Source organism: Pseudomonas sp. LBUM1659 (assembly GCF_059716045.1).
The window spans coordinates 2,766,528-2,788,807 of record NZ_CP166797.1; the positions used below are offsets into that span (position 1 = coordinate 2,766,528).

The following is a 22,280-nucleotide window of genomic DNA, read 5'->3' on the forward strand; positions in this document are numbered from 1 at the left end:
TAGACTTCCAGCGGCCGAACGGGCCCTTCGCGGGCAAGTCGAATCGTCGCACCGCCGCTCCTACAGTTGATCTTCAGTGTTCACAAAACCCCTGTGGAAGCCGAGCTTGCTCCGGGCGGCGTTCCGACCATGAACGATGACGCGGTCTTGCTGGACGCCCGCTAATGGCCAAGGCAGCATGAGCGCCTTCACCACCGGGGCTGACTCATGCGACGACTACCTTCACTGGCAGCACTGCGAACCTTCAAATGCGCCGCCCGCCACGCGCACTTCGGCCGGGCTGCCGCTGAGTTGTGTGTCACCGACAGCGCCGTCAGCCACCAAATCCGCCAACTCGAAGAACACTTGGGCGTTTCGCTGTTCATCCGCGAAGGCCGGCAGATTCGCCCGACCATGGCTGCCGGGCGGCTGATGCAAAGTTTGCAGCACAACCGCGAGTAGGTGGGTATTGACACATACACCACCAAATGCACGTGTGGACATAGGATGAACACCCAAGAGGCTGCTGCTTCAGCATGGAATAAGTCCAGATGTGCCATCAAGGCACGACCGGCTGTTGCCTCGTACCAGTTGCAGGCATCGAAGCCGATACTTGTAAGCCTCACCAGGTCCGAACCGAATTCGGCGGTGGGCCGCTGTTCAGTGGCGTCGCTATACGCGAACACTTTTACCGATTTGGACGCATCCGTTCGATGGCGCGGCCGAGCTGATCTGGCGGCCCTTTAGCTCAGGCTGCGTACGCCGACTATGCAACTTGTCGCATCGGACACCTGCCTATTGGCCACTTTTCAGGGGCGTGAAGGTCGACTGCAAAGTAGGACGTTTGGGACGTGTTGGGCCTGCAGTTGCCATCGGACGTTTCCTCCAAGACCGGTGTGTTCGGGCGAATTGTTGAATCAAACGGCGTTTCCGCTTTTGGCGATGCCACGTAGTCGCAAGCGATCCAGTTTCAGGATGCGCTTGAGGTGGGCAAACAACATTTCGACCTTCTTACGTTCGTGGCGAGAGCGCACGTACTCCGGCGTCGCCGCGATGCGACGAGCCACATCACGAGCGGCTTCATCGATGCTGCGGACAATCTTGCGAATCGAAGTGTTCGGGCAGCACTTGGCTTTCATCGGACATGTCGCGCAGTCGATCTGTCTGGATCGGAAGATGATGGTGTTGGCTTTTGTGACGTGCGAACGCTCGCCATTCGCTGCGCAATGGGTTGCCGGCTGGGCAGCGGTATTCCTCGGCCTCCTCATTCCAGTGGGAAAGCGGTGTCGCCAATGAGGCGTTCCGGCTTGATGTCGAACTGCGCTTCGACCCGATCGATCATCGTCTTGGTGCTCTCGACTTCTGCGGTTCGATGAGCCGGTGTGGGTTCCACATCCATGATCACGCCGTACTCGGTATCGATCAGATAATTCGTGGAGTAAGCGTAGAAAGTAGGGCCGCCTGGAGCAGCGGTCCAGCGGGCCTGAGGATCCGTCAGCGACAGGCGCTTCGGTAGCGTTTCGGCCAAAGCCTCTTCATCGAGGGCTTCAAGGTACTCACGCACGGCGCGGGTGCTCAGGGCCGGATCGCTCCAGTTGACCTGTTCATCACCTGGTACGCCGCGCTGCCGGCTGGCATCCGCTTTGATGATGCTGGCGTCCACGGCAAAGCCTTCACCTTTGACCAAGCCTGCGTCCATGCAACGGCGCAGCACTTCATTGAACAACCAGCGAAAGAGATCGCTGTCCCGAAAACGGCCGTGTCGATTTTTGGAAAAGGTCGAGTGGTAGGGGACTTCATCTTCAAGGCTCAATCGGCAGAACCAGCGATACGCCAGGTTCAAATGGGCCTCTTCGCACAGTCGCCGTTCGGAGCGGATGCCATAGCAATAGCCCACGATCAGCATGTGGATCATCAGCTCAGGATCAATTGAAGGGCGCCCAATCGGACTATAGAAATCGGCGAGGTAATGGCGCAGGTCGCTCAGATCGAGACATTGATCAATGCTGCGCAGAAGGTGATTGGCGGGGATGTGATCTTCAAGGTTGAACGAGTAAAACAGTCGATCCTGCCCACTCGATAACTGTCCCATCATGCAGCGTGCTTCCGTGCTTCCGTGCTTCCGTGCTTCCCTGCGGGCCGATGCGAAGATTTTTGCCGCAGGCCAGACAGGAGAGCTACTTTTTCAACAGAGTCGGCCGTTTTCTGCTCGTCGCCAGAGGCAGGAACGACCCATTGGCCGGGCACTTGACTTGCTGCGACATTGACCCGCTGGCGGAAGTCGCAGGGCGGAATCTGACCCAGGTAATCGTCCAATAGCTCCCATTAATCGGTCGTACCCATCTGCAGGAACCTGAAGCGACCGCCAACGAAGTTTTGCATTCGATGTTTTGACCGCACAGTTCCCCCTCTCCTGATTCAGGCTTTACTCCTCTGATAACCGGCTGGCGGCAGCACATGGTTCGATTGACTGGCAGGAGTGGCGGGCTGTGCTAGTTTCTTGGGGCATTTCACCTTTACGAGATGCTGCCATGGATTAGTCGACGCGTTCGGCCACCGGGTGATCTTATTACTCGGCGCGCTGATCCAGGGACAACGGCAATGGTTGATGGGGCATTTGTGGGGGGTCGCATCGACCTCATCCGGAGTACTTGAATAATGCAGAATGCTCGCCCAGATCCACAGCTTGCACTGGAATATTGTGTCGAACGTCCGATGTTCGCGGATTTCTTGCAGCACGCGAAACTCACCCCCGACGCCACCGCCGTTGTCTCTCACGACGCAACTTACAGTTATTGTCAACTGGAAGAGATAAGCCGGCGGATTGCTTCTTTCCTGATTTTGAAGGGTGCCACTGAATCAGACCGGGTGGTTATCGTGTCGAATCGCTGTGCAGGATTGGTCTCTGCAATGCTGGGGGCCGCGCGTGCCGGTTTGACATTCAGCGTTGCCGACATGGCCTATCCCGCTGCACGCATCGAGCAAATCCTTCGGGCGCTTCAGCCTTCCTTTGTTCTGTTATGCATTGAGGCTACATTCGATATCGATCTCGAAAACCTTGGGCAAGCGTCACAGAGTCCGTGCGTCGTTAGAATCCCGGAGACTTACCCCGATTCACTGGATGCGTTCACGGTTGATGTAGAGGTATTGCCAGAGGTCAACCCAAGTCACGCGGCCTATATTACATTTACGTCCGGCAGCACAGGCGAGCCAAAGGGAATTGTCACGAATCATGCGCCCCTGGTTCATTTTATTGAGTGGCACACCCGTCACCATTCTTTATCAAAAAAGGATTGTTTTTCCTTACTCTCCGGATTGGGCCATGACCCTGTTTACAGGGATGTGTTTACGCCGCTCTCCATCGGCGCAAAGGTCATCATTCCGGCGCAGTCCACCGTTATCAATCCTTCGACGTTGGCAGCGTGGATACGCGAGAAGGCAATATCCGTTATTCACCTGACACCTCCCTTGGGAAAACTTATTGAAACCGGGGCAAAACTTGAGGGCTCAAGATTCGACGATCTGCGCTATCTGTTTTGGGGGGGCGATACCTTAAGCGAAACGTTATACAAACAGATTTGTGTCATTGCACCCAACGCCAAGAGTGTGAATTTTTACGGCACCACGGAAACGCCACAGGCCATGGCGTTCCACCCGGTTGACCCGGAAGCCAATAATTCCCGGATACCGCTGGGTAAAGGCATTGAAGGTGCACAACTGCTGGTGGTTAACGACTCAGGTCAGTTAGCCGACGAAGGTGAGGTCGGCGAAATTTTGATTCGTAGTCCCTATTTGTCGTTGGGTTACTGGGTGGACACCGCACAGACCCGCGAAAAGTTTGTAGTCAATCCCTTCACGAATGTCGAAGGCGATATTTGCTATAAAACCGGTGACCTTGGCACTTATCTTTCAGATGGCAGCGTGACCTTTTTGGGGCGAGGCGACAGTCAGGTAAAGATTCGCGGCCATCGAATCGAACTCACTGAAATCGAAGGCACAGTAGCGCGTCATCCCCGAGTCAAGCAGTGCGTCGTTCTGGCAACTAATGAAAACGCTAACCTCAAGCTGGTTGCCTATTGCGTTTTAACCACGCCCGTTTCCTCTGTTGAATTGCGTGAGCACATCAGCGATCAACTTCCCGATTATATGGTGCCGGCATTATTCGTTTTTCTCGACGCTATCCCACTGACGCCGAACGGAAAAATCGATAAACGGGCGTTGTCTGTAATGGCTTGTAATCTGGATACAGCGTCCACGAACGAGGATCTTTCGCCGCTCGGGTTAAAGCTCGCGCAGGCCTGGTCTGAAATACTCGAAGTCCCACACATTGATACCCGTTTGTCGTTCGTGGAACTGGGTGGCGATTCGCTTTCGTTTGTTCAGGCTTCTATGGTCCTTGAACAACTGATTGGGCGACTTCCCGATCAATGGGAGATGATATCTGTACGTGAGCTCTCTGAACTGAGTGTATCCAAACAATCAAAACTATCCGTTCGGGAGATGGAAGTTCCAGTCCTGCTGCGGGTCATGTCTATTCTGCTTATTGTTGTTGGGCACTTTCATGTTTTTTCAAACTGGTTTGTTTCAGGTGAAACCTCGGTATTGTTTATAGTGTCCGGCATCAGCCTGGCAAGGTTTCAATTAAAGGCAATAAACGAGCGTGGCAATGCGCGTGCACTGGTAAAGTCTGTTGCCAGTATTGCAGTGCCCACCGTGCTGTATACGATTCTGACCCAGATACTGTTTGACAGGATTCATTGGCAATCAATATTTATGATTTCCAATTGGTTTGCGCGGAATGCTGTTGGTGACTTTTCGTATTGGTATATTGAAGTCCTGCTGCAGATGATATTAATCATTGGGTTTGCGTTGTCGTTTGAACGTGTCAGAAAAGCAGTAATGTCAAACCCGTTTCGTTATTTGGTTTTCGCGTCGTGCCTGTTGGCAATGGCCAACGTTCTGATTAGTGTGTATGTGTTTGACGCTACAGCCCTCTTTAACCGAGTACCACAACACTACCTTGCGATCATGGTGCTCGGGATGGCAATTCACTATGCCCATTCAAACGCCCAAAAGCTGGTTGTCAGTGCGGTCGCAATCCTTGTGATAGGGGGGCAGGATATTCTGACAATCTTCGGCCATGAGTCGGAGGTTAGTGGGTACGTCGATATAGCGATACCGGCCATTCTCGCCGTGATCTGGATCAGGTCTATTCCTGTGCCAGGTATCATTGCGCGGGGACTCGCATTAATAGCAGCTTCGACTCTGTTCATTTATTTGACGCACTTTCAGTTTCAGTCCATAGCCCGTCGAATTGATGGCGCGCCAGCATTGGCGGTCGTCATTGCGATTGTCGGTGGCATTGGGGTGGGCTATGCCTGGAACAAGCTGCTTCGAATCGTTTTGATGCACTGGAATGGTGGCATAGAGAAGGGCCGCGCAGAGAAGATTGAGCGAGTAGCATGATTGGGGTGTCTTGCCCATATTTTTCATAGAGTTACAGTTTTACAACGCATCTGAGATTCAAATAGGACAACTTCCTGAAGCTGTAGAGAGCGGGAAGCAGTGAACTATTCCCCTCAAGAAAACCCACCAATCCCATTGCTTCGACAAGGCCGATCCTGAGGCTCGCTCACAGGAAAGTGGTCCATTCAATTGATTGCGCAGGGGGTTTGTGGTGTCGATATTTTGACGTCGCTCTGCCAGGTTTTTATTTAAATTTATTATCGTGACGAGCTGTTGACGTACTGGCTATGTGCTTATACGCTCATTTCAAGGCCGATGAAGGACTCCCCATCCTACAAAGAAAAAACCTTTACTCAGGGAGCTGTTGTTATGCGTCCGACAGTTGTCATGAAAACCGTTTTCGCACTGGTGCTTCTCATTGGTGGAGCTGTTTCTAATTCGCAGGCGGCTAGTTTTATCAATGATTACAATCGCATGAGCAACTCTTGCGATGCTTTGGAAACTCAACTGGGAACAGTTCTTGAAGAGCCTTCCGGTAACGAGATACTTACTCTTGGTAATGGCCTTGGGGTGCCTGCATTGCTCACCGATATCTACTTCGACGGTGTTGAATCGGCTCAATTCAGTAGTGTCCCCCATCTCTCCGGTTCGACAGAAAGTGTCAAAGTTTCTTCCTCTGACGGTTTAATGGCGTCGGTTTCCAATGATCAAGCTATAGTTGAGTTGAGTGGTCAGGAGACGGGTGTGACCAGTATTTCCAATCAGCCGAAGGCCGTACCGTTTTCGGCGGTTGCATGGTTGTTTTCTTCTGCCTTGTTTGGTTTTGTTGTGATGGCCAACCGGCGAAAAATTTAGTTTGTCACTTTGGTTTTTTGGCCGCATGAATTCTTCAGGTGAAAAATTTGGCTTCAAAATCAACGGGGCTGAAGTCCGCCAGAGTTCATGGCAATTTCAGAGAGTCATTAGACGAGGGGATGCCGATGTTGCGTTTATTGTTACCCGTGCTCTGCGCACTGGCTGTTTGGCCCAGCATTACCAGTGCCAACGAAAAAGACGCGACTTACCTGCTGAATCCAGGGGACGTCATTTCTGTTTCCGTTTGGCGAGAGGATGATCTCAAGGCGGAAGTACACGTACTTCCCGATGGCAGTATCAACTTCCCATTGGTAGGTCGAGTCGCAGTTGCCGGGCTTGATACTACGGCTGTCGAGAAAGTCATCACGACCAAGCTGGAAGCGTTCATACCCGATCCGAATGTGAGCGTGGTCGTCAAGGATCCCAAAGGCAATCTCGTCTATGCCCAGGGCAAAGTGCTGAAACCCGGCTCAGTGCAGTTGGCAGGCCCGACGGCCGTTCTGCAGGTATTGAGCATGGCGGGCGGGCTCGACAAATTCGCCGACAAAGACGCCATCAAAATCGTGCGGAACAATGAGGTGCTCCCCGTCAATTACGGCGATTTGATTTCCGGGCGGGACATGTCCACCAACTATGAACTCCAGGCCGGCGATACGCTGGTCGTGCCTTAACCTTGCGTGACGTATTGGGGGCTGCCTTGCTTGCATTAAGATCGACCGGGGCTGTGACGGCAATCTTGATCCTGCCGTATTCAGGGGCGGCTGGTGCCGCCACCTGGCAATCAAACATCGTAGTGCCAACGACGGTTGAACATGACAGCAATCCGGTGCTTGTCGGCGACAATGAAAAGGCGGTAACTCGAACGATCATTGCCCCGGATTTAAATCTGGTGGGAACTTCCGATCGAGATCAGTTGCAGGTCGGTCTCGGGGTGAACGTGGTGCGTTCGTCCGATACCGCCGTCGTTCGGGATCGTGAAGACCCAAAGCTGCTGTTGGGGTGGCAACGGGAGACCGAGAGGGGGGGCTATGGACTTTCAGTGCAGTATGTCGAGAGCTCGACACTCTCCAGCGCGGTCCAGGAAACTGGCGTGATCGCCCCCGATGGCACGCAAAAGGAATATACGTTGGGCGGCAACTGGCGCACGGCCCTGAGTGAGCGAAGTACCTTGCTCAACGAGACCGAATACTCCGACGTCAAATACGATATTGATTCACTGACGGATTATGACGAGCTTTCGAACCGGTTGAGCCTGAATTATGCCTGGAGCGAACGCCTCGAACTCTTCACACGCTTTACAGTGAAACGCTATGAGCCTGAATCTGGCTCGGGGATTTCCTCCTCCAACAGCTACACGCCCACTGCCGGTTTTAATTTCAAGATATCCGAGCAGCTTGAGGGGGCACTGTACGCGGGGCTCAATCAAGTCTCGGGTTCCAACAGCAATCCCACGGGGCAAGGCGGAATGAATTTGCACTATGCAGGTGAGCGTTACGACGCATCGCTTGATGCCAGTCGCAGCACCATCGCCAACGGCGATGGTGGTTTCGTTGAGACCGATAATCTGCGGGGTACGTGGAGTTATTCCATCGACGAACTCAGCCGTACCGGTCTGGATGCCTCATGGCAAAAAACCAAAGGCCCAACACCCAATACTTTGCGCAATTTTAATGTCTGGGCCAGTCGCGAGCTCTCGCCTTTTTGGGTTGTCCGCCTATCCTGCACGTACAAACAACGCCAACAGGATAACTCGCCCGATGCCAGCGCTAACGTTGTCGGGCTATCGCTGACCTATAGTTTTCCTGAACTTTGACATTCAGCTGTGTGAGTATTTATGACCTCTGAATACGAAATGTCGATCGCCGACTACATTGCAATCCTCAAGCACCGTGCCGTCCTGGTCATCATCAGTGTCGCGGTCATTTTCGGCGTGGGCGTGCTGGTCGCGATGTCGATGCCCCCCGTCTACGAGTCCTCCGGCACGATCCTGGTCGAGTCTCAGCAGATTTCGCCGGACCTGGTTGCCGCGAACAACAACACCTTTGCCGATGAGCGCATCGAAGTCATTCGCCAGCGCGTAATGACCCGCGAGCATCTGGAAGAAATCATCAGCAAATACAATCTTTTTTCTTCGCAAAGCCGCCAGTTGAGCCTTACCGAGAAAATCGATGAAATGCGCAATGCGATTACCGTTTCCCTGGTCAGTGCGGCCGTTAAAGGGCGTGGAGAAGTGACCATTGCCTTTCGCGTTGGTTTTGAACACAAGCAGCCTGAGATCGCGACCGAGGTTGCCAACGAACTGGTAACGCTGTTTCTGAATGAAAACATCAAGCAGCGCACCGAGCGAGCCAGTGAAACGACAGAATTTCTGACGCAGGAAGCGGACAAGCTGCGGGTTGAACTGGAAACCCTGGAGAACCGCTTGGCGGACTTCAAGCAGGCGCACAGCAACGCACTACCTGAGCATCAGGAATTGCGCATGAATATGTTGTCGCGCGCCGAGACCGAGCTTAAAGAGGTCGACCGAGACTACAAGGCGGCGCGTGAGGAATTGCGCTTTAACGAATTGGAGGTTTCCGCAGCCAGTGCCGGTGTGGCGACCAAGCCCGGGGCGCCAGGCGCGGCAGCCGATAAGCCCCAGGACCTGCCTGGTCTGAAGGCGGAGTACACTCGGTTGCTGGCGCTGTATACGCCAGCCCACCCTGATGTGCGCGCCGTCAAACGCAAAATTGATGCGCTTGAGGCGGACAAAAGAGCAGGTAAAGGTGCAGCCACCGCGGTCAGTCTGGATGTTGCCAAGGCTCAGGCTCGGGTCGCCGCCTCAGAGGCTCGTATCAAGTCGCTGGGCGATCAAAAGAACGAAATTCTACGCAAGATAGAGGTCTACGAAGCGCAAATCCTTGAGACGCCGCAAGTCGAGCGCGGCTTGGTCACATTGATGCGTGACCATGATAACGCTCGTAAAAAATATGAGGAGATTCGCACCAAGGAAATGGGGGCAAAGATTTCCGAAAGCCTGGAACAGGAAAACAAGGCCGAACGTTTTGTTCTTCTTGAAGCGCCGCTGGTGCCTGAGAAACCGATAAAGCCCAACCGTAAAAAAGTCGTTGCCATGGGCTTTGTTCTTGCCCCTGTGGGCACCGGCGCTTTGGTAATGCTCCTGGAGATGATGAATCAGCGCGTGCGCGGTTCAAGAGCCCTGGCAAGTGTATTGGGCCGGCGCGTATTGGGTACCATTCCCTACATTCATACCAGGGCGGAAATTGCACGTCGCAAGCGGTTGTGGAAACTGTTGATCCTGTCAGGCCTCGTGTTGATCGCGAGTCTTCTGGTGCTTGTGCACTACTTTTATATGCCTCTGGATCTTCTGCTGTTCAAGGCTCTGGCCCGGTTTGGATAAGGAATACAGTTATGGAAATAATCAAGCCAGCGAATGAAAAAGGCGAGCATCAGGTTTCGTCAAGTCTCGTAATCTCTTCGTCCGGGCAGCCTGCAACGCTCAATGCCCTCAGTTATGTACAAACCAAGGTTGTACCTTTGCAGGCAGAGCACCTTGAGCGCAACCGCATCGTGGCTTACAACAAGAATTCGAATATGGGTGGGGCCTTCGATTTACTGCGCACGCAAGTTCTCAGAACCATGGAGGAAAATGGCTGGCGCACGCTCGCTATCACTTCGCCGACGCCGGAAGCAGGCAAAACAGTGATGGCGATCAACCTGGCGATGAGCATCGCGCATCACACCACCAAGACGGCATTATTGGTGGACTTCGACTTGCGGCGACCGAAGGTGGGCTCATGCCTGGGGCTTGCGATGGAAACGTCGTTCAACGAATTTCTCTCTGGTAAAGCTGAGCTACAGGATGTGCTGGTCAATCCGACCTTGCCACGGTTTGTGGTCCTGCCAACACGAGAGCCGATTCCTCTTTCCACTGAGGTGCTGTCGTCGCCCGTCGTGAGCGATTTGATCAGCGACCTTCGCGAGCGCTACGCCTCACGCATAGTGATTTTCGACTTGCCACCGCTGTTAAGCTCGGATGATGTGATCACCGTCCTGCCCAAATTCGATTGTGTGCTGCTGGTGGTCGCTAACGGTGCGAACAGCACGAAAGAAATCGAGGAATGCCTGCATCATCTGGCAACAGCCAATCTGATTGGAACGGTGCTGAACAAAGGCGAGCACCAGAACCGCTCTTATTACTAGTAGTAGTGCGTCACCCCGCGGCGCCTGGCGTTATTCGTCAGCGCCGACCTTCATTGCCAGGGATACTTCTGCTCCCAATGCCAGGCGTGCGTCACTATCTGTTCAAGCGAGGCAAATTGCGGTTGCCAGCCCAGTAGTGCATTGGCCCTTCGAGGGTCTGCGACAAGACGGGGTGGATCGCCGGCGCGGCGTGGGGCGTCGCTCACGGAAATAGCCTGGCCGGTGACGTTGCGTGCGGTGTTTATCACTTGTTGCACCGAGAACCCTTGACCGTTGCCAAGATTGAATGCGGTGCTTGTGCCACCTTCCAGCAGATAATCCAGCGCAAGTGCGTGAGCGGCGATGAGGTCGGCAACGTGGACATAATCGCGAATGCAGGTGCCGTCCGGTGTGTCGTAGTCGCGACCATAGACAGTGATGGATTTACGCCGGCCGGAAGCCGCTTGCAGGATCAGTGGCAGCAGGTGCGTTTCCGGTTCGTGGCGTTCACCCAACTGGCCCTCCGGGTCTGCTCCAGCGGCGTTAAAGTAGCGCAGGCAGACTGACTTGAGTCCGTACGCGCGATCGAAATCTTCCAGCAACTGCTCCACCATCCACTTGCTGCGACCATAAGGGTTGATCGGTGCCTTGGGGTGTTCCTCATCGATGGGGACATAAATCGGGTCGCCATAGACGGCGGCGGTCGAAGAAAAAATGAAGCTTTTAACGCCTGCACGCACCATGGCTTGCAGCAGCGTCAGGGTTGCGCAGAAGTTGTTTTGATAGTACTTGGCAGGTTCGGAGACGGACTCGCCTACCTGTATGAATGAGGCAAAGTGGAACACCGCATCAAAGTGATGTTCCGCAAACAGGGCGTCCAGCGCCTGTGTGTTGGCGATGTCCAGTTCGACCACAGTCCCATCCATCAACGCGCGGCGATGGCCTGTTGAAAAGTTATCGGCCACTACCCATTGGTGGCCCGCACGCAGCAGATGTTTAACCATGTGTGAACCGATGTAGCCCGCGCCACCCACCACCAAAAATTTCATCCTGATCTCCGTCTCCTGGAAGCGATTGCTGAGCAAGTGCGATCCGGCTAAACGTCACGTTCGCTATTGAGTCGCCGATGCGCTGGATGATGCTTTTTTTGCAGGGCTTGGCGGTATGCTGCCAGAGGTTATAGCTGGCGTGTCGGCTTTTTTCAAAAACAACCAGTTCGACGCCTGAAGGCCGTCAAGCTGGAGGGTATAGCGGCCATCAACGTAGGTGGCGGGCAGCTTGCTCATTGACCCGGTGATCTGGGTGAACAGCGACAAACCTTGCGGCGCCTGGATGGTAAGCATGCCCGTGAGGGGCTCGACATAGAAAGGTGTTTTGCCGTCGTCCTGAGGCAGGGCGCGGGTGCCCAGCGAAATCAGCAGATTCTGTGATCGATTTATGGGTGCCTCGTCCAGACTTTGCACCACCACACTGGCATTGGCGGTCTTCACTTGGACCCGGATGTTACCCAGGCTGATCGACTCACCGCCGATCCAGCCGGTAACGGCTTGGGTGCGCGGCGTGTTGATGGTGTAGATGCCTTGTTTCCAGTTGCGCTTGAGCTCACCGGTATCTGTAGTGGACTCGTTGGCATTGGCATCCAGCAACGACTGGTCAGGATTCTGAAATACCAGTGCATTGGCTGGAATAACGCTCGGTTGCAACCAGGGCAATTCCGGCGTCTGTGGCATCGCGATTTCCAACTTGCCTTTCTCCATGGCTGTGCGCAGCAGAACAGCGTTGGCCGGGGTAATTTTCTGGTTGAACAGAGTGCTCGTTGTCGGCGCAAAAACATAAGTCGTCTTTGCTTCTTCAACGTCTGCGCGACGATATAGCAACGCGGCGGCGGGCAGGGTGGCCAACATCGCCGGGTCGTTATAGGCGTGCCAATTGTCGGCGGTCATCCATTCGCCCGTTAGCGGTTCCTGGCTATAGGCATATTGCATCAGCGCATCCCAACCCTGGTGGCTGGCCGTGCCGGCCATATACAGTGGCAGTGAATGGCGGTCGGGTGTCGGGAAGGGCTCATTGTTCCACTCGGTGACAGTCACGGGTTTGCCGACGACGTGGCCTGCCGCGATCCAATTGACGATGCCTTCGCTGATCAGCGGGTTTTTCTCCAGCTGCCCAGAACCTCCATAGCTATGGACGTCGATCAAGTCGCCAGCGGTCAGGGCCGGCAACGAGCTCAGGCCATTACCGCCCCAGCTGCTGGTCGTGGCGATGGGGACCTTCACGCCCAATTCCCGCAGGTGCTTGATCATGTCGACGTTGAAGCGTTGCTCCAAATCGTTCAGGAATAATTTTGCGGGGCCAGGCTCCCAGGAACGCCAGGTCTGATTGACCGGCAGATTGTTCTTTGTTGCGAACGCCTCGGCTTCGGCCATGTAAATCTTGCTGTGTTTTGCGACTTTCTTGTCTGGCAGCAGGGCGTTGCCATAGTGATTTGTGACGTCATCTTCGTTGGTCAGCAGGATGGCAGCGATCGCCGGGTCGTCTTTGTAAGCGAGGCCGGTAAAGGCGTTTACATGCGTCAGGTAGGCTTCGGCAAAGCGTTTCATCGCGTTCTGAATAGTGACGTTCACATAGGCATAGCCCTTGAGGTCGGCGCCGTCTTTACTGTTTTTTGGCAGCTCCTCGAAGCCAAGAATATTGTCATTCGCGGTAAAGGCGCGCTCGACGTGCATATCGAGCCATACATAAATGCCTTCGTCTTTCAGGCACTTGATCCACCAGTCGAGCTTTTTCAGCGAATCCGCACTGAGCTGCTGGGTGTCCCGTATGACGTTGCCGTCGCCAAAGATGTTTGGAAAGACCCACGGAGAGTCATGGTGATGCAGTCGTACGAGGTTGAAGCCCAATGCCGACAGGCGTTTGGCTTGCAGTTTTATGGCATCGTCTGGCGTGCGAAACAGCGTATAGGCCGACAGGTTGGTACCCCAGAAGCGCGCCGGCGTGTTGTCCGCGAACAGCAGTTGCTCGCCAGACGCTTTGACGAAACCGCGCTTGCCCGCCGGTTTTTCCTGAGCATTGAGAAAGGACAGATCGACCGGCGAGGATTTCCAGCCGAGCGTGTCGGTCGGCCAGCTTTTTGGGTCCGCCAGACCGAAACGTTCGTTAGTGGTGGGGCCGAGAACCACATCGCCGGAAACACTCAAGGTGGCGGTGACATTTTGGCGGCCGGGTTTGATCGTGTTCTTGTAGAAAAAAGCACGCACCTCGGATTTATCGCCTGGCTCGAAATACACCGTTTCCAGAGCCGGCTCGAAGCGCATTTCAATGTGTCGTCCTTGTGCCGTTCCCCAAGACCAGCCGCGGTTGGCGGGTAGCAAAGTGGGCTGGCCCATTTCTGCGAAAAGGGCAGGGTCGAATCTGAATACGATGCCACCTCCTATCACGCCCGACTTCACGCTGTGTGCATTCAGGGCGACGTTCCAGGTCAGCGTCTGCTCGCCTTCTTTCTGGATCTGCGCATTCAAGTCGAAATCGAGGGTTTTGTTCTGGCCCACCAGAGAGTAGCGATAGGGCGCATTGACCTTGAACTGGCCGGCCATTGAGGTCCAGGCCCAACCCTTGTCCCAGAAGGTCAATGCACTGGCAAGGGCGGGACTGCCTCCGCGTACGAGCATGGGCAGGCCACTACGCTCATCCACACTGGCGACCCAATCCGAAGCCCAACTGCGAAACGGCAAAAAAGCAAACGACAGGAGCAACAGGAGCAGGGGGGGGCGGAGCAAAGGGGCCATGGGTTTTACCGGAGTTGAAGTTGGGCGCTGACGGCGGTCGAGGTGTGCTTGCGCACGCGCGCCATCTGAGCATAGGCGACGCCCACTCCGGCTACCGACCAATACACCACGGGAATTACAGTGATACTGCTGACCGTCACGATGGTGATCAGGATGCCGGCCAATGTCGCCAGGAGTGCACGGCCGAGTCGGCGTCTCTCATTGTCCTTGTCGGGGAACGAACGCATTCCCTTGCGGATGCCCTGCAAGACACTGGCGAAAAAAGCTACGAAAAGCGTCAATCCAATCAAGCCGGTCGAAAGTGCTATGCCGATGTAGGTGTTCACGATATCGATAATTCCCTGGCCCTGAGTCATGGACTGCATTTCCGGAGAGCTGCGGTAATCGAAAGAACCTAGCCAAGGGTTGCGCTGAATGACGATGACCGCGTTATCGATCAAGCGCTGCCGGTACGTGATGTTCTCGACTTCCACCGTTCCGATGAACGGTAGCAGATCAAGCACTTTTTGCCCGCCCGGCACGATGGCCAGAAAGGGTAGGGCAAGGACGCCGGCCACCCCCAGCAGCATCAGGCGTTTGAGCGCTTTTCGTCCGGTACCAATGAACACAACGATCATCGCGGCAGCCCCGATCCAGGGACCGCGCGACAGTGGCGCAAGCAGACCGCCGAGGAGCAAGAGTGAACCCAGGCTGCGCTGCAATCGGCTACGAATCTCCTCCTGCAAGTACAGGTAAAAACCGATGCCCACACTGATGACGAACCCCAGCGCGATGGCCTGGCCGGTGGTGACACTGGCGCGCAAGGAGCCACCACGGGTCAGGTAGCTGGACTCCCATGGCATGCCCATGACGTTGGTGAGGGCGCTGTAAAGCAGCCAGCTGCGAGCAAACTCAAAGAGGCCAATGAGCGACAGCAACATGGCGGCGAGGACAAAACCGAAGAGCGCATCCTTGAAGTCGTTGATGTTCTTCAGCGCCCGGCTGGCAACGTAGTAGGGCAAAAATACTTCGATGAACAGATACAGCGTTTGGCGCAACGTATCGGTAATCGTGGTTTCACGCAGGTAAAGCATGCTCATCAACAGGATGTAGGCGGTTAACAGCTTGTCAGGCCAGGTGCGCCCGAAAGTGACCGTGTCGGCGCGCTTGCGCAGAGCGAAAAATGCCGGAAGCAACACACACAGCGCCAGCAGGCGCACTTGGTTCAGGGCAAAAAAATAGTTGATCAGGCCGAAGCCGGGAATCTCCACCGGGGCCGGCGGAATGAGAAACAGCAAAAAGAAAAATAGCGCCACGGGATTGCGTTCGCTTTTGCGGGCGACGGTCAAAATGACCGCGGTGATGCCCGCGTACACCCAGAAACTGTGTGAAACAAAGGCCAATAGCGTCAACACAAACCATAAATTACGCCGTCGCGTGAAATTACGATCAGAAATCACATCTGCTGCCGGTCGGCGTGCGATGACAAAAACGATGCCAGCAAGGACCAGGATTACGATTAGCGCGCGGAAATGCTCAGGCATGGGTATTTGGACTTATTGATTGTTGAGCGACGGCAATGGGGTGGCAAATTGCGACTATAGTATGTTTCATGCCAGTGAGTTCGAGGTTGATGTTATGTCGTTAGTCGATTTATCGCCAACGCTGAGCCTTCGCAAGCGAGCGATATCCGCGGGTGCCTGGAATCTGGGGGCGCTTGTCACCTCTCAAGCCATTCGTTTGGGTGGCAACCTCATCATGGCCCGCCTGCTGATGCCCGAAATGTTCGGCCTCATGATGATCGCCACCACCGTTTCGGTGGTCTTGCACTTGCTTTCCGATGTGGGCTTGCGCCAGAACATCATCCAGAGCCCGCGTGGCGACGATCCGGCTTTTCTCAATACTGTGTGGACGGTGCAGATCGTACGCGGTTTCATTCTTTTTGCTTTTACGCTGCTGATCGCGGGCATCGCCTGGCTTACGCAGACGTTCAATCTTTGGCCGGCCGATTCCACCTATGCCGCACCCGAACTGCCGCTGGTGTTGGCCTTGACCGGCATCTCTGCCATTTTCTACGGTTTGCAGTCGACGAAAATCGATTTGGCAGTGCGCGCTTTCCAACAAAAGAAAGTGGTCTTAACCGATTTTTTATCTCAGATCGTCGGGTTGTTGGTCATGCTCGTCGTCGGTTACTTCACCCGGTCTGTCTGGTCATTGGTGGCAGCGGGTCTGGTGGCAGCGATGGTCAGCACGCTGCTGGGCCACTTCTGGTTCGAGGGCCCGTCCAACCGTCTCCAGTGGGAACGGGATGCGCTGAAGGAGTTGGTCGTCTTCGGTCGCTGGATACTGTTGTCGTCGGCCGTGGGTGTATTGTCCATGTACGGCGACCGCATCTGGTTTGGTGGCAGCATGTCGGCCGCCGAATTGGGTGCCTACTCCATTGCGGTGCTGATTCTGGGCGCTCTCCAACTGGGGATGCAAAAGGTGATTGGCGCCGTAGCCTTGCCGACGTTCAGCGAGGCCTCAAGGGTCAATGACACCGTTCGGCTGCATTCGTTGTATTACCGCTTCAAAATGATGTTCGACCTTGCTTGCCTGTTCGTCTGTGGACTGTTTTTAACCGGCAGTCCGCTGCTCATCAGCATTTTGTACGATGAGCGTTATGCGCAAGCTGGCGACATGATGGCTATTCTTTCACTGTCTTTTTTCACCATGCGTTATATGTTGGCGCATCAGGTCTGGATCGCCTTGGGACACACCAAGTACCAAGCCATGGACAATATCATTCGCGTGGTTTCGTTATGGGTGCTGCTGCCTCTGCTGCTAGCGATTGGCGGAGTCAAATATGCGATTTGGGGCGCTGCCCTGTATACGTTTCCTACGCTCGTCCTGGTTTTTTATGTCAATTGTCGTCTGGGGATGTTCAGTCTCAAGCGTGAACTGGTAGTGCTGCCAATGCTGGCGGTGGGGGCTTTGAGTGGGGAGTTGATGACCGGTCTTGCTAAATGGCTTTGATTCGATCGCTTTCTCTGGCTGTTTTCAAAGCTGCAGTAACGGCGTCGCCATTGAGCGGTTGAAGGTGATGCCGAAAAATTGTGTCCTCGATGGCCAGGTGAATTTTTAGCGCAATCTTGATGTGGGGGAGCTTTGAGTCATGAGAGAAACGGATTTGAAAACCTCTGCGATGGGACGCAGAGGCTTCCTTCAGGCGTTCACGCTATTGAGCCTTGGGTGGGGCATATTCGGATTTTCCGAAGCCGTGCCTCGGCCTTCTGCTGTTAAGTCCGAGTTTGTCGTGATCAACGGATGGGTACTGCCTGCCCACCATTTTCGGCAGGCACAAGCATGATCAAAGACTACCAATCGCAGAAAGAACTCCGCGACTTCTATGACGTCTGCATCATAGGCGGCGGACCGGCCGGCATAACGCTGGCATTGCGCTTGGCCGGTAATGGTCGCCATGTTGTGCTTATCGAGGGCGGTGGGCACGAATACTCGCAGAATTCGCAGGATCTCTATAAATGCACATCGTCAGGCCTTGAAGTCTACGCAGGGGAAACACGCCTGCGCTTTCTGGGTGGGACCTCCAATCACTGGGCCGGGCGATGCCGTCCCTTCGAGCGGTCCGACTTTGCCGCAGGCCCTCCGGTGAACATTCCCGGTTGGCCCATCGCGTTTAACGAGATGGATCGCAATCTGCTCGCGGCCATGGATATTGTTGACCTTCCTCCGCAGTCTGGATTCAAGACGATCAATGTCGCTCTGGACGATGACGAATTTGAAGCCGATCGTTTCTTGCTCAGCCCGCCGACGCGATTTGCACAAAAATATGCCAAGGAGCTCAATGAGACCGACGGGCTTGATGTCTTCATCAATTGCAACTGCGTTGATCTTGAATTCGACAGCGCAACCGGCCGCATAGCGACGATCGTCGTCTCGGACTATGAGCCGCGTCGCGAACGTATCAAGGCAGCACAATTCATACTGGCGACCGGCGCGATCGAAAACGCCCGGCAATTGCTCAACAGTGAGTCTCTTGCCGCGGGCGGTATAGTCAGTAAGGATGGTTTTGTCGGTCGATGCTTCATGGAACACCTGAACGTCGAAATGGGCACGTTCATCCTGAGAGACGGGCAGAGTACGGATGTGCGGCAGTACTTCACCACCGATGCATTCGTCAGGGAGCACCGTTCAGGTAAAGGCAACGTGACGGCTTCCCTGGTATCGGAAGTGAAAGCCTATGGGCGTATGGCCGCAGTGAAGGACTTTTTCGAGAACCTCGTCTGCGATATCGGTGTGGGGCACAAGATTGAGTTCATCACCAAGTTCGAGTGCCCAGGCGATGGGGTGCTCGGCACGCTGATTGAACAGTTTCCCAACCCTGACAGTCGTATCTCGGTGCTTGAAGAGCGAGATATGTTAGGGGTGAAAAAGGTCAACGTTCACTGGGAGCTGAGACCGGAGGACAGGAACACCATCAAGTCCATCGGGCTTGAAATGGCCAAGTGTTTTGCTGAGACCGGTCTGGGCTACGTCAAGTTGGAGGAGTGCGTTTACGACGACTCCCTGCCCCTGAAGGTCAATCCCCATGCCCATCACATGGGCACCACGCGAATGGCGTCTTCGCCTGAGTTCGGCGTGGTCGACGAAAACTGCAAAGTGTTTGGTGTAGAGAACCTTTACGTCGCCGGTAGCAGTGTTTTCGCAACAGGTGGTGCGTCTAACCCTACGATGCCTCTCCTGCAGCTTGCGCTGAGGCTGGCGGATTACCTTAACCACCAACTGGGACCTGCGGTGGGCAGGTACTCCGGAGCAGGCGTTTTTTTGGATTTTCCGAGTTGAATTTAAAGGAGGGGTCTATTCTTAGGGTGCGGATAAAACAAGAATCAGGGTGTCTCTAACCTTGGCCCGGATGTATATCGCTGGTTTTTTGAGGCTGACAGGATGATTGGTCTACTAAAGCGTGCAATTGCTCATTATGCCAAAACTACAGGACGCGGAACCGCACTCTATAAAAAGTTATGTAAACCGGACGGATATGAATGGGCTGAGCATATGGCGCGCTGGGGAGGATTACACTCCATCGGTAAAGGCGTATGGATTAATCTCGGATGTAATATCACCGACCCGGCGATGCTTCGACTCGGCGACAATGTAGGTTTATCGGATTGCACAATATTCGGCCACGATGGCATTGTCCATGTAATTAACGCGCGTGACGGAACAAAGTTCGACTCTGTTGGCGGCGTCGATATTCGCGCTAACTCCTTTGTTGGTCATGGCGCTATCGTCATGCCGCGCGTAACTATTGGTCCGGATTCGGTTGTGGCTGCTGGCGCTGTTGTATTAAGGGATGTTCCGCCTGGAGTAGTGGTTGGAGGTAATCCAGCCAGGGTTATCTGTACGATGGAGACGTTGGTGAAGAATATTGGGGAGCGTTGCGCCGCCTATCCTTGGATTGACCTTATCCAGCAGCGCGAGGGTGTATATGACCATGAACTAGAGTCCAAGCTTCGCGCAATGCGCGCCGAGTATTTTTTTGGTGAGCAATCCAATGGTTAGTGCAGACCTTGATGTATTGGTCGTTAGTTACAATACAGCGACTTTGTTGCGGCCGATGTTTAATGCGCTGCGTCAGTCAGATCATGCCGAGCGTATGCGTTATTTAATCGTGGACAACGCCTCTGCGGATAATTCACTGGACTGTCTGGCAAGTATTTGTCCAGAGGCATTGCAACTGGTCAATGACAATAATGTTGGTTTTGGTCGCGCCAATAATCAATTGATTGAGCACCTGCAAGGCAATTACGCGCTACTTCTCAATACCGACGCCTTCGTGGCGGCGGATACCCTGAATAAGACGCTCGAATATATGGAGGCCCATCCTGATTGCGGTGTCCTTGGCGTTCGATTAGTCGGACGAGAGGGGGATCTGCAGCCCTCCTGTCGCTATTTTCCGACACCGTTGAACGTCTTCCTTGCACACGCAGGGCTCACACGCTTTTTCCCTTGGGTGAAAAAGGTCGACGACATGACCTGGGATCATAATTCAGTGCGCGAGTGCGACTGGGTGCCAGGATGTTATTACCTGATCCGCCGTGAAGTCATCGATAAAGTTGGCTTGTTCGATCCGCGCTATTTCCTTTACTACGAAGAGGTTGATCACTGCAAACGAGTCAAACAGGCAGGTTGGAAGGTGGTGTACTACCCGCATACCACAGTGGTGCATATCGGCGGCGAAAGTGCCAAATCAGTAAACACGCTCAATGCGGCCAGTCGCCAGCTATCCACATTACAGATTGAAAGCGAGCTGTTGTATTTCCGTAAGCACCACGGCCTGGCAGGGCTGGCCTTGCATATGGGGCTGGTGAGCCTGGGTGATTTGATTCTGGCGCTCAAGGCATTATTGAAAGGCCGAGGTCGGGCTGCCATAGGCGCGTGTTGGCAGCATGCTCGTGCTACCTGGGCACTGCTACGTGAAACCAGACTCGCTAGCCAACCTACACGGTAGATCAGTCCATGTTCGAAAACATACGTGCGGACTTGCGCGCATACGCCGGTGATTGGGCCGCTCAGGGTTTCTGGGTGATGTTGGTTTATCGCTTCGGACGCTGGCGCTACGGTGTGCGACCAGCGCCGTTACGCAAAATTTTCTCCTTTTTATACAAAGTGCTCTTCAAGTGCGTCCAGATCGTCACCGGTATCGAGTTGCCGTGTGAGGTTGCGGTTGGACGCAACTTCGTCATCGATCATTTTGGCGGGATCGTGATCAGTGGTTATGCGCAGTTTGGCGATGACTGTCGCATTCGCAATGGCGTGGTCGTGGGGCTGAAGAATGTGAATGAACCGATTGCCCCGGTGATCGGCAACAACGTTGACATCGGTGCGGGGGCCAAGGTCCTGGGCAATATTCGCATTGGTAATAACGTGGTGATTGGTGCCAATGCCGTGGTATTGACGGATGTGCCGGATAATTCGGTCGCAGTGGGCGTGCCTGCGACCATCAAGACAAGGCATGGCGCAGAAGTGAGGGAATGCTCTTGAACGTCATGGCGACCGGCATGGGTGTCGTTATCATTGGTCGCAATGAAGGCCTGCGGCTTGAGCGCTGCCTGGCCTCACTGATCGGTGTGGCGCAGAAGGTTGTTTATGTCGACTCCGGGTCAACCGACGGCTCCGTGCAGATGGCACTGAAGCTTGGCGTCGGAGTGGTCGAGCTGGATATGACGACTCCCTTTACGGCTGCGCGCGCGCGCAATGAAGGTTTCGCCTGCATGCAACGGGAATTGCCGCAGGTGCGATATATCCAGTTCGTCGATGGTGACTGCGAGGTTGTCGCTGGCTGGTTGCCCCAGGCCCAGGCCTTTCTTGATGCGCGGCCTGAGGTGGCGGTGGTCTGTGGACGGCGCCGAGAACGTTTTCCCCACCATTCGATTTACAACTATATGTGTGATCTCGAATGGGACACACCTATAGGTGAGGCCAAGGCTTGTGGTGGCGATGCGCTGATGCGGGCCGACGCCTTTGCTGCCGTATCTGGTTTCCGAGCGGATCTTATTGCCGGGGAAGAGCCTGAGTTGTGTTTGCGTCTGCGCGCCAAAGGATGGAAGGTCTGGCGTTTGGCCGAGGAAATGACCTTGCACGATGCAGGCATGACCCGTTTCGGCCAATGGTGGCGACGCACCCTGCGGGGTGGCTATGCCTTTGCCGAGGGCACATTTTTGCATGGGGCCGCACCGGAGCAGCATTGGCAGCGCGAGTCGCGCCGTGCCTGGTTCTGGGGGTTGGGCATCCCCTTGGCCACGATGATCGCGAGCCTGATGCTGGGATGGTGTGGACTGCTTCTGCTGTCGATCTATCCGCTGCAAATGGCGCGCTTGGCTCGTCGGGGTGATGGATCGTTACGCAAAAACTGGCTGCTGGCTTTCTTTCTGGTGCTCGGGAAATTTCCCGAGATGCTAGGGCAAACCAAGTTTCTACTGAACAGATTCGGCGCCGGCAAGACGGCGTTGATCGAATACAAGTGAGACTTCC

Annotated in this window: 15 protein-coding genes and 2 pseudogenes; 13 read left to right on the forward strand and 4 right to left on the reverse strand. The window is 54.6% G+C overall.

All coding sequences use genetic code 11. From position 1 onward, the window contains the following. Positions 1 to 207: 207 nt before the first annotated feature. Positions 208 to 426 (forward strand): annotated as a pseudogene (locus ACA048_RS12590) (LysR family transcriptional regulator); the annotation flags it as partial. A gap of 494 nt (positions 427 to 920) precedes the next feature. Here the strand turns inward: ACA048_RS12590 and ACA048_RS12595 are convergent. Then, positions 921 to 2,074 (reverse strand): annotated as a pseudogene (locus tag ACA048_RS12595) (transposase); the annotation flags it as partial. A 563-nt stretch (positions 2,075 to 2,637) separates the two neighbouring features. Between ACA048_RS12595 and ACA048_RS12600 the strand changes: the two are divergent. The 6 genes from ACA048_RS12600 (at position 2,638) to ACA048_RS12625 (ending at position 10,503) form a co-directional block, all read left to right on the forward strand. Next, positions 2,638 to 5,445, forward strand: a complete 2,808-nt coding sequence (locus ACA048_RS12600) for an amino acid adenylation domain-containing protein (RefSeq protein ID WP_497629402.1) — start codon at positions 2,638 to 2,640, stop codon at positions 5,443 to 5,445. 369 nt (positions 5,446 to 5,814) lie between these two features. Further along, complete coding sequence (locus ACA048_RS12605; protein ID WP_497629403.1) at positions 5,815 to 6,300, forward strand: hypothetical protein; 486 nt, start codon at positions 5,815 to 5,817, stop codon at positions 6,298 to 6,300. 125 nt (positions 6,301 to 6,425) lie between these two features. Then, positions 6,426 to 6,971, forward strand: coding sequence for a polysaccharide biosynthesis/export family protein (locus ACA048_RS12610; RefSeq protein ID WP_497629404.1), 546 nt, complete (start codon positions 6,426 to 6,428; stop codon positions 6,969 to 6,971). Between the two features lie 26 nt (positions 6,972 to 6,997). Continuing rightward, complete coding sequence (locus tag ACA048_RS12615; protein ID WP_497629853.1) at positions 6,998 to 8,113, forward strand: hypothetical protein; 1,116 nt, start codon at positions 6,998 to 7,000, stop codon at positions 8,111 to 8,113. A 21-nt stretch (positions 8,114 to 8,134) separates the two neighbouring features. Next, positions 8,135 to 9,700, forward strand: coding sequence for a GumC family protein (locus ACA048_RS12620; protein ID WP_497629405.1), 1,566 nt, complete (start codon positions 8,135 to 8,137; stop codon positions 9,698 to 9,700). Between the two features lie 11 nt (positions 9,701 to 9,711). Further along, positions 9,712 to 10,503: a CpsD/CapB family tyrosine-protein kinase gene (locus tag ACA048_RS12625; protein WP_497629406.1), complete on the forward strand. Its 792-nt coding sequence runs from the start codon at positions 9,712 to 9,714 to the stop codon at positions 10,501 to 10,503. Positions 10,504 to 10,553: 50 nt separating this feature from the next. Here ACA048_RS12625 and galE read toward each other — a convergent pair whose 3' ends face one another. The 3 genes from galE to ACA048_RS12640 form a co-directional block, all read right to left on the reverse strand. Continuing rightward, positions 10,554 to 11,531 (reverse strand): UDP-glucose 4-epimerase GalE, encoded by a 978-nt coding sequence (galE, locus tag ACA048_RS12630; protein ID WP_497629854.1) that lies wholly within the window; start codon positions 11,529 to 11,531, stop codon positions 10,554 to 10,556. A 63-nt stretch (positions 11,532 to 11,594) separates the two neighbouring features. Continuing rightward, positions 11,595 to 14,267: a glycoside hydrolase 5 family protein gene (locus ACA048_RS12635; protein ID WP_497629407.1), complete on the reverse strand. Its 2,673-nt coding sequence runs from the start codon at positions 14,265 to 14,267 to the stop codon at positions 11,595 to 11,597. A gap of 5 nt (positions 14,268 to 14,272) precedes the next feature. Further along, positions 14,273 to 15,790 (reverse strand): O-antigen ligase family protein, encoded by a 1,518-nt coding sequence (locus ACA048_RS12640; RefSeq protein ID WP_497629408.1) that lies wholly within the window; start codon positions 15,788 to 15,790, stop codon positions 14,273 to 14,275. 94 nt (positions 15,791 to 15,884) lie between these two features. Here ACA048_RS12640 and ACA048_RS12645 point away from each other — a divergent pair, with 94 nt between their 5' ends. From ACA048_RS12645 to ACA048_RS12670, 6 genes are all read left to right on the forward strand, one after another. Beyond that, the gene (locus ACA048_RS12645; protein WP_497629855.1) at positions 15,885 to 17,261 is read left to right on the forward strand and encodes an oligosaccharide flippase family protein; all 1,377 of its coding nucleotides are present in this window, start codon (positions 15,885 to 15,887) and stop codon (positions 17,259 to 17,261) included. A gap of 330 nt (positions 17,262 to 17,591) precedes the next feature. Continuing rightward, on the forward strand, positions 17,592 to 19,088 hold the full coding sequence (locus tag ACA048_RS12650; protein ID WP_497629409.1) for a GMC oxidoreductase: 1,497 nt from the start codon (positions 17,592 to 17,594) through the stop codon (positions 19,086 to 19,088). 102 nt (positions 19,089 to 19,190) lie between these two features. After that, positions 19,191 to 19,808 carry an acyltransferase gene (locus ACA048_RS12655; RefSeq protein ID WP_497629410.1) on the forward strand — a complete coding sequence of 206 codons (618 nt, stop codon included), beginning with the start codon at positions 19,191 to 19,193 and terminating at the stop codon, positions 19,806 to 19,808. Continuing rightward, on the forward strand, positions 19,801 to 20,757 hold the full coding sequence (locus tag ACA048_RS12660; protein WP_497629411.1) for a glycosyltransferase family 2 protein: 957 nt from the start codon (positions 19,801 to 19,803) through the stop codon (positions 20,755 to 20,757). Before ACA048_RS12655 ends, ACA048_RS12660 begins: the two co-directional genes overlap by 8 nt. Before the next feature lie 8 nt (positions 20,758 to 20,765). Continuing rightward, positions 20,766 to 21,290 carry a serine O-acetyltransferase gene (locus tag ACA048_RS12665; RefSeq protein ID WP_497629412.1) on the forward strand — a complete coding sequence of 175 codons (525 nt, stop codon included), beginning with the start codon at positions 20,766 to 20,768 and terminating at the stop codon, positions 21,288 to 21,290. Positions 21,291 to 21,295: 5 nt separating this feature from the next. Further along, complete coding sequence (locus tag ACA048_RS12670; RefSeq protein WP_497629856.1) at positions 21,296 to 22,273, forward strand: glycosyltransferase family 2 protein; 978 nt, start codon at positions 21,296 to 21,298, stop codon at positions 22,271 to 22,273. Positions 22,274 to 22,280: the final 7 nt, after the last annotated feature.

What these genes read in the sequence shown, in the direction of transcription:
- ACA048_RS12660 (WP_497629411.1), top strand. Translation starts at nt 19,801, where the DNA reads ATGGTTAGTGCAGACCTTGATGTATTGGTCGTTAGTTACAATACAGCG.
- ACA048_RS12650 (WP_497629409.1), top strand. Translation starts at nt 17,592, where the DNA reads ATGATCAAAGACTACCAATCGCAGAAAGAACTCCGCGACTTCTATGAC.
- ACA048_RS12665 (WP_497629412.1), top strand. Translation starts at nt 20,766, where the DNA reads ATGTTCGAAAACATACGTGCGGACTTGCGCGCATACGCCGGTGATTGG.
- ACA048_RS12620 (WP_497629405.1), top strand. Translation starts at nt 8,135, where the DNA reads ATGACCTCTGAATACGAAATGTCGATCGCCGACTACATTGCAATCCTC.
- galE (WP_497629854.1), bottom strand. Translation starts at nt 11,531, where the DNA reads ATGAAATTTTTGGTGGTGGGTGGCGCGGGCTACATCGGTTCACACATG.
- ACA048_RS12645 (WP_497629855.1), top strand. Translation starts at nt 15,885, where the DNA reads ATGTCGTTAGTCGATTTATCGCCAACGCTGAGCCTTCGCAAGCGAGCG.
- ACA048_RS12610 (WP_497629404.1), top strand. Translation starts at nt 6,426, where the DNA reads ATGTTGCGTTTATTGTTACCCGTGCTCTGCGCACTGGCTGTTTGGCCC.
- ACA048_RS12600 (WP_497629402.1), top strand. Translation starts at nt 2,638, where the DNA reads ATGCAGAATGCTCGCCCAGATCCACAGCTTGCACTGGAATATTGTGTC.
- ACA048_RS12655 (WP_497629410.1), top strand. Translation starts at nt 19,191, where the DNA reads ATGATTGGTCTACTAAAGCGTGCAATTGCTCATTATGCCAAAACTACA.
- ACA048_RS12635 (WP_497629407.1), bottom strand. Translation starts at nt 14,267, where the DNA reads ATGGCCCCTTTGCTCCGCCCCCCCCTGCTCCTGTTGCTCCTGTCGTTT.
- ACA048_RS12670 (WP_497629856.1), top strand. Translation starts at nt 21,296, where the DNA reads ATGGCGACCGGCATGGGTGTCGTTATCATTGGTCGCAATGAAGGCCTG.
- ACA048_RS12625 (WP_497629406.1), top strand. Translation starts at nt 9,712, where the DNA reads ATGGAAATAATCAAGCCAGCGAATGAAAAAGGCGAGCATCAGGTTTCG.
- ACA048_RS12640 (WP_497629408.1), bottom strand. Translation starts at nt 15,790, where the DNA reads ATGCCTGAGCATTTCCGCGCGCTAATCGTAATCCTGGTCCTTGCTGGC.
- ACA048_RS12605 (WP_497629403.1), top strand. Translation starts at nt 5,815, where the DNA reads ATGCGTCCGACAGTTGTCATGAAAACCGTTTTCGCACTGGTGCTTCTC.